Source organism: Salmonella sp. K21076, from assembly GCF_039650795.1.
Classification (GTDB): Bacteria; Pseudomonadota; Gammaproteobacteria; order Enterobacterales; family Enterobacteriaceae; genus Salmonella; species Salmonella enterica.
Map to the genome: position 1 here is coordinate 380,264 of NZ_JBCLYA010000050.1, position 6,159 is coordinate 386,422.

Annotated in this window: 6 protein-coding genes; 3 read left to right on the forward strand and 3 right to left on the reverse strand. The window is 51.1% G+C overall.

The features are described 5' to 3' along the window. The 3 genes from ispH to rihC all read left to right on the forward strand — a co-directional run bounded on the left by ispH (position 1) and on the right by rihC (position 3,289). Positions 1 to 951 carry a 4-hydroxy-3-methylbut-2-enyl diphosphate reductase gene (gene ispH, locus AAYN39_RS20720; RefSeq protein ID WP_001166426.1) on the forward strand — a complete coding sequence of 317 codons (951 nt, stop codon included), beginning with the start codon at positions 1 to 3 and terminating at the stop codon, positions 949 to 951. Between the two features lie 199 nt (positions 952 to 1,150). Beyond that, positions 1,151 to 2,353: a hypothetical protein gene (locus AAYN39_RS20725; RefSeq protein WP_000516332.1), complete on the forward strand. Its 1,203-nt coding sequence runs from the start codon at positions 1,151 to 1,153 to the stop codon at positions 2,351 to 2,353. Between the two features lie 15 nt (positions 2,354 to 2,368). Continuing rightward, the gene (gene rihC / locus AAYN39_RS20730; protein ID WP_000127280.1) at positions 2,369 to 3,289 is read left to right on the forward strand and encodes a ribonucleoside hydrolase RihC; all 921 of its coding nucleotides are present in this window, start codon (positions 2,369 to 2,371) and stop codon (positions 3,287 to 3,289) included. 21 nt (positions 3,290 to 3,310) lie between these two features. Here the strand turns inward: rihC and AAYN39_RS20735 are convergent, their stop codons facing one another. From AAYN39_RS20735 to AAYN39_RS20745, 3 genes are all read right to left on the reverse strand, one after another. Beyond that, a complete protein-coding gene (locus AAYN39_RS20735; protein ID WP_000377415.1) occupies positions 3,311 to 3,997 on the reverse strand; it encodes a response regulator in 687 nt (228 codons plus the stop codon). Position 3,998: 1 nt separating this feature from the next. Continuing rightward, positions 3,999 to 5,618: a sensor histidine kinase gene (locus AAYN39_RS20740; protein ID WP_011106932.1), complete on the reverse strand. Its 1,620-nt coding sequence runs from the start codon at positions 5,616 to 5,618 to the stop codon at positions 3,999 to 4,001. Between the two features lie 134 nt (positions 5,619 to 5,752). Continuing rightward, on the reverse strand, positions 5,753 to 6,159 hold a 407-nt coding region (locus tag AAYN39_RS20745), incomplete at its 5' end, for a sodium ion-translocating decarboxylase subunit beta (RefSeq protein ID WP_038993306.1).

The window sequence follows — 6,159 nt, forward strand, 5'->3', positions numbered from 1 at the left end:
ATGCAGATCCTGTTGGCCAACCCACGCGGTTTTTGCGCCGGGGTAGACCGCGCTATCAGCATTGTTGAAAATGCGCTCGCCATTTACGGCGCGCCAATTTACGTTCGGCACGAAGTCGTGCATAACCGCTATGTAGTGGACAGCCTGCGCCAGCGCGGAGCGATCTTTATAGAGCAAATTAGCGAAGTGCCGGATGGCGCCATTCTGATCTTCTCCGCTCATGGGGTTTCCCAGGCGGTGCGTAACGAGGCGAAAAGCCGCGATCTTACCGTTTTTGACGCCACCTGCCCGCTGGTGACGAAAGTCCATATGGAAGTGGCGCGCGCCAGCCGTCGCGGTGAAGAATCTATTCTCATCGGCCACGCCGGGCACCCGGAAGTGGAAGGCACCATGGGCCAGTACAGCAATCCGGAAGGGGGGATGTACCTGGTGGAGTCGCCAGAGGACGTCTGGACGCTGAATGTCAAAAATGAAGGCAAGCTCTCCTTCATGACGCAAACCACGCTTTCCGTGGACGATACGTCCGATGTGATTGATGCGCTGCGTAAACGCTTTCCGAAAATCGTCGGCCCGCGCAAAGACGATATTTGCTATGCCACTACTAATCGTCAGGAAGCGGTGCGGGCGCTGGCTGAGCAGGCTGACGTAGTGCTGGTGGTTGGCTCGAAAAACTCTTCTAACTCTAACCGATTGGCGGAACTGGCCCAACGGATGGGAAGAACCGCGTTTCTTATCGACGATGCGGCGGATATCCAGGAGGCGTGGGTGAAAGACGCCGCCTGTGTCGGCGTCACCGCTGGCGCTTCCGCGCCGGATATTCTGGTGCAGAATGTTATTGCGCGTCTGCGGGAGTTTGGCGGCGGCGAAGCTGTCACGCTTGAGGGTCGCGAAGAAAATATTGTTTTCGAAGTACCGAAAGAGCTGCGTGTGGATGTTCGTGAAGTCGAATAAGATTTCACAATTCAGAAATCTGCCCGATGATGCTACGCTGACCAGATCTTAAGAATTTCTTTTGATATTCAATGTGCGACAGGAAAAATAAGGCGTAGTCGTCATCCGGTGCTAATGCCCCACCTTTTTGCTATTCATCTGAAAAACCAGCACAATCGTTGCTGGTTTTTGGGTTGTAATGCCTACAGGGATAAGGGAAATGGGCAAAATAAAATATAGATTGCCAACGTTACTCGCCATCGGCTTTTGGATGGACGCGGCAAGCGCTACGGTGCTGGAGCTACCCGCCTGGGAGCGAAACTATACCGGGACTATCGCGGGGAAACCGGTAAACGTTAATATCACGCGATTTGGTAACACGCTTTATGGGCATTACTGCTATGAACCTTGCAATCAGCACAAGGCAGTGATTGTTCTACGCGGCTCACTCCAGGATAAAGAGGTGCATCTTGAAGAACGCGTAAAGGCGCTTTCGGGTTACTGGAATGCGGAAATCTCCAGCAGTGAGATTAAAGGCGAATGGACGTCCGCAGATAAAAAACGACATTTTCCTGTTGCCCTTATCTATTACAAACCTAAAAACTCCCCTGATATTGTGCTGGTCACGAACACGAATGATGCAGGGGGTTACGACCCTTCCAAAGAGATTGATTGCGGCAATACGCCGGCCATTTCGGCGATAAAATTATACCGTGATGGTAAACTCATACAGACCTTAGATACCGCCTCGGTGGGCACCTGTAGCCCGTTTATGCCTCAATGGGGGGATGTCAATTTTGATGGCTACCCGGATCTATCGATTGTAACAGAGTTACTTGCTGGGCCGGATGCTCCAGTACAAACATGGCTCTATGACCCCGCCAAGCAGCGTTATGTTGATGCGCCCGCGTCTTATCAGGAGATCACTTCACCAGAGATCGATGCTGAACATAAACAGATTGTCAGCTATTGGCGCGGCGGTTGCTGCAGCCATGGCGTCAATGTGTATCGCTGGAAAGGAAAAACGATTGAACTGATCGATCGCGGTGAAAGCTACTTTCAGCCTGTGATAAGTAAAGGCAAAATGTATAACTGCTACATGACACCTTCCTACGCTGATGGGCGTATTATTTATCCGCTAGTACGTAAAAATGGTCATTTGACGCCGCCTCTTAGCCTTGATGGGACGTGTCAATCTTTTTGGCTAACCGGTAATGTTCGTACCGTGATTCAGGCAGAAAAACCCGGCGCTGAGCCCGAATCGCTTGAGATTCAGTGGCAGGAAAACAAAGCATCGCCAGGGCGTTTTTGCCCATTAGTTCCGTTTGTCGAAGGTGATAAGCTAAGTCCGCGTCTGGTGACGGATGACGATGTGCCTGATACCTGTATCAGTCGCGCTGAGTATGAAGATATAAAACAATAGGTCAGGAGAGCGTTAATGACAGCATCCCTACACATTATTCTTGATACCGATCCGGGCATTGATGACGCGGCTGCGATTGCCGCTGCGCTGTTCGCCCCCCAGCTTGATCTGCAACTAATAACCACCGTCGCAGGCAATGTTTCCGTTGAAAAAACGACCCGTAATGCGTTGCAGCTTCTGCATTTCTGGAACAGCGATATCCCACTTGCCCAGGGGGCCGCGACGCCGCTGCTGCGTCCGTTACGCGATGCGGCATACGTCCACGGCGAATCCGGTATGGAAGGCTATGATTTTGTCGACCATCAGCGTCAACCGTTGGCGAAGCCTGCGTTTATCGCTATCCGGGATGTGTTGATGAACGCCCCGGAGCCCATGACATTGGTGGCGATTGGGCCATTGACCAATATTGCGTTGCTACTGATGCACTATCCGGAGTGTGCGTGTAACATTCGCCGTCTGGTGTTGATGGGCGGTTCCGCAGGGCGCGGCAATTTTACGCCTAATGCTGAATTTAACATTGCTGTCGATCCGGAGGCCGCGGCGCTGGTGTTCCGCAGCGGTCTGGAGATTGTGATGTGTGGGCTTGATGTCACGAATCAGGCAATGCTCTCGCCAGATTTTCTGAATAAACTGCCTGCGCTGAATCGCACCGGTAAGATGTTGCACAGCCTGTTCAACCATTATCGCAGCGGTAGTATGCGCACTGGCGTCCGGATGCACGATCTCTGTGCGATCGCCTGGCTGGTGCGTCCGGAGCTTTTTACCCTGCAATCCTGTTTTGTGGCCGTAGAAACGCAGGGGGAATATACCGCAGGCACGACGGTCGTTGATATTGAAGGGCGTCTGGGGCAGCCCGCCAACGCGCAGGTGGCGCTGGCGCTGGATGTGGACGGTTTTCGTCAGTGGGTGGCTGAGGTGTTTGCCTATGTGCCGTAATTACATGTTGGCGCCATAATCTCATACTTTGCCGCGATAGAGTCTCTCCGGCCTGCCCACTTTCCCGTAGCTGATCTCCGCTTCGAGAAAGTTATTTTTCACGCCTTGTTCCAGATAGCGTCGGGCAGTGGTTTTACTGCTGCCCAGAATTTGCGCCAGAGTGTCTGCTGTATGTACTGCCTGCGGGTCGGCGAATATTTGTCGTACCCGGTTGAAGGTGTTTTCATCAATTCCCCGCAGTCCGCTATTCGGTTCTGCGGTTTGTTCTTTGGCCTGGATATTAAATAAGGCATCAACGTGCGTCTGGTTTGCCTGCTCACTGGAACGTAACGAACTGCGGTAACGGGTGAACCGCTCCAGGGTATGCTGCAGGCGCTGATAATGTACCGGCTTAATCAGATAATCGAATACGCCCATGCGTAAGGCATCGCTGATGGTATCCATATGATTGTCGGCGGTAATGAAAATAATTCGCCCCGTGTAGTTGGTGCTGATGGTATGACGAATTAAATCGATCCCTTTGCCATCGGGTAAAAAATTATCCAATAGAATTAACTGTGGTTGATAGAGGCGTATTTGCTTCTTCGCACTTTCCAGCTTGTCTGCGATACCGACGATTGAAAACTGAGGAAAAAGCTTGATGGTGTCCACCAGGATTTCCGCTAGCATCGGTTCGTCTTCAACGATGAGTGTCGTAATGCTATCCATGTTATTCTTCTCTGGTAAAAGGGATATAGAGGGTAAAAATGGTGCCAAAAGAATTATTGTTATCGACGATAATGTCGCCATTGGCCTGCTTGACGTAGCTGTGCACCAACCATAATCCAATTCCGTGATCGCCGTTGTTGTGGGTGGTCACTCCACGCTCGAAAATATGCTGGCGGATATTTTCGTCAATACCACATCCCTGATCGGCAACTTCAATAATGACTTCATTACCTTCGCTATTGATCAGGCACTCAATCTGTCGCGAGCCTTCGCGATTGAGCAGGGTGGCGTTATAGGCGTTGTCCAATAAATTGCCAACAATCGAAATCCATTCATTATGCGAGAGCGATGACGGCAGGTGTTCAACAAAGCTTGAAGGATCGAAAATCAGCTCCAGCCCCAGCTCTTTTGCCCGATAATATTTACCGATTAATAGCCCCGCAAGGTGGTGGTCGCGGAAATTATGGGAAATAAAATCGAGTACTTTTTGGTGGCTTTCCGACTGCTGCTGAATCAGCGCCAGCGCATTATCGTAGCGCTTCAGGAACAGCAGTCCGGCAATGGTGGAAATAAGGTTGCGATGCTCATGCTGCACGGCGCGCAGGTTATCGGCGTATTGCCGCACCTGACTTAACTGCAGGTTGAGTGTATTGATATCGTCTTTGTTGCGAAAGCTAATAACCCAGCCCTGAGGCTGGTTGTCAATAATGACCGCCATGCGACTGGCGATGACTTTCATTTGGTTAAAAGTGACGATCTCATCTTTTTTGTTTTTTTGCGGCGCATCGTAAAAGAAGGCCTCCGGCAACACGATATGGTGGATTGCATAGCCAATGAGTTCAGACTCCGGTTGGCTCAGATTCAGTAAGCGGCGAGCCGTTTGATTAATGGCGGTAATACGGTGATGGGAGTCAATGGCGATCAACCCTTCAAATACCGACTCAAATAACACGCTTTGCTGAATTAATAGTTGTGAAAGCTGCTGCGGCTCCATGTTAAGCATCTGCTTTTTAATATGCAGCGAGAAGCGGCGGGCGCAGTACAACAGCACCAGCAACAGTATCGCCATCGGGAACAGCAACGAGCTGATTTGTAAGTTAAGCCAGCTCTCCAACTGTTCCAGAGTATAGCCGACGGAAACAATACCGATGACTTTACCGGTACTGTCCTGAATCGGGGATTTACCACGCAAGGAAGAGCCTAATGAACCTTTGCGCACCGATACGTAGCTTTTAGCATTATACAGCGCGTCGTCGCTATCGCCGCCCTCCATATATTTGCCGATCTCATCCGGGTTGACGTGATACAGTCGCTGACCTTTTTCGTTGCCAACGGTAATGTAAGTCGCGTCCGAAAACGAGCGCATTGGGTCAATCAGCGCTTTGATGCGTGACAAATCATGCGCCTCTACGGCTTCAACTAATTCTGGCATAGCGGATATTTGCATTGCTTGAATAAGCGCACGTTGGCCCACCTGATAATGCAGGCGCTCTTTCGTGATATCGGTCAGATACCAGGTGATTGCCAGCATCACGATGGTGGATGTAAACAGGATCAGTAGAAATATCCGGTTTTGAAACGAGCGTCTGGCAAACCAGTGTGTAATTTCCCGTATAAACATATTGGTATTTAGATATTTAATTACGGTATTTTCTTGCATTCGGCATCACCGGAACCTGAACCAGTTCATACTTACTTTTCTTTCAGAAAAAATTTGGATGAAAATGGGATACGACATGCGTATCCCATCCACTATTACATCGCCAGCACGTATTTCAGCATCACCCCGGCGGCTATCGCCGAGCCAATCACCCCGGCCACGTTCGGGCCCATCGCGTGCATCAGCAGGAAGTTCTGCGCGTCTGATTCCAGGCCCACTTTGTTCGATACGCGTGCCGCCATCGGCACTGCCGACACCCCGGCTGAACCTATCAGCGGGTTGATTTTGTTCTTACTGCACAGGTTCAGCAGCTTCGCCATCAGCACCCCGGCCGCCGTCCCGATACCAAAGGCAATCACCCCCAGCAGCAGAATGCCCAGCGTCTGCGGCTGCAGGAACTTATCCGCGACCAGCTTCGCGCCCACCGACAGCCCGAGGAAAATGGTCACGATATTAATCAGACCGTTCTGCACCGTGTCGCTCAGACGCTCCACCACCCCGC

Excerpts from the sequence above, each read along its gene's own strand:
- rihC (WP_000127280.1), top strand. The coding sequence starts at position 2,369 with ATGACAGCATCCCTACACATTATTCTTGATACCGATCCGGGCATTGAT.
- AAYN39_RS20725 (WP_000516332.1), top strand. The coding sequence starts at position 1,151 with ATGGGCAAAATAAAATATAGATTGCCAACGTTACTCGCCATCGGCTTT.
- ispH (WP_001166426.1), top strand. The coding sequence starts at position 1 with ATGCAGATCCTGTTGGCCAACCCACGCGGTTTTTGCGCCGGGGTAGAC.
- AAYN39_RS20740 (WP_011106932.1), bottom strand. The coding sequence starts at position 5,618 with ATGTTTATACGGGAAATTACACACTGGTTTGCCAGACGCTCGTTTCAA.
- AAYN39_RS20735 (WP_000377415.1), bottom strand. The coding sequence starts at position 3,997 with ATGGATAGCATTACGACACTCATCGTTGAAGACGAACCGATGCTAGCG.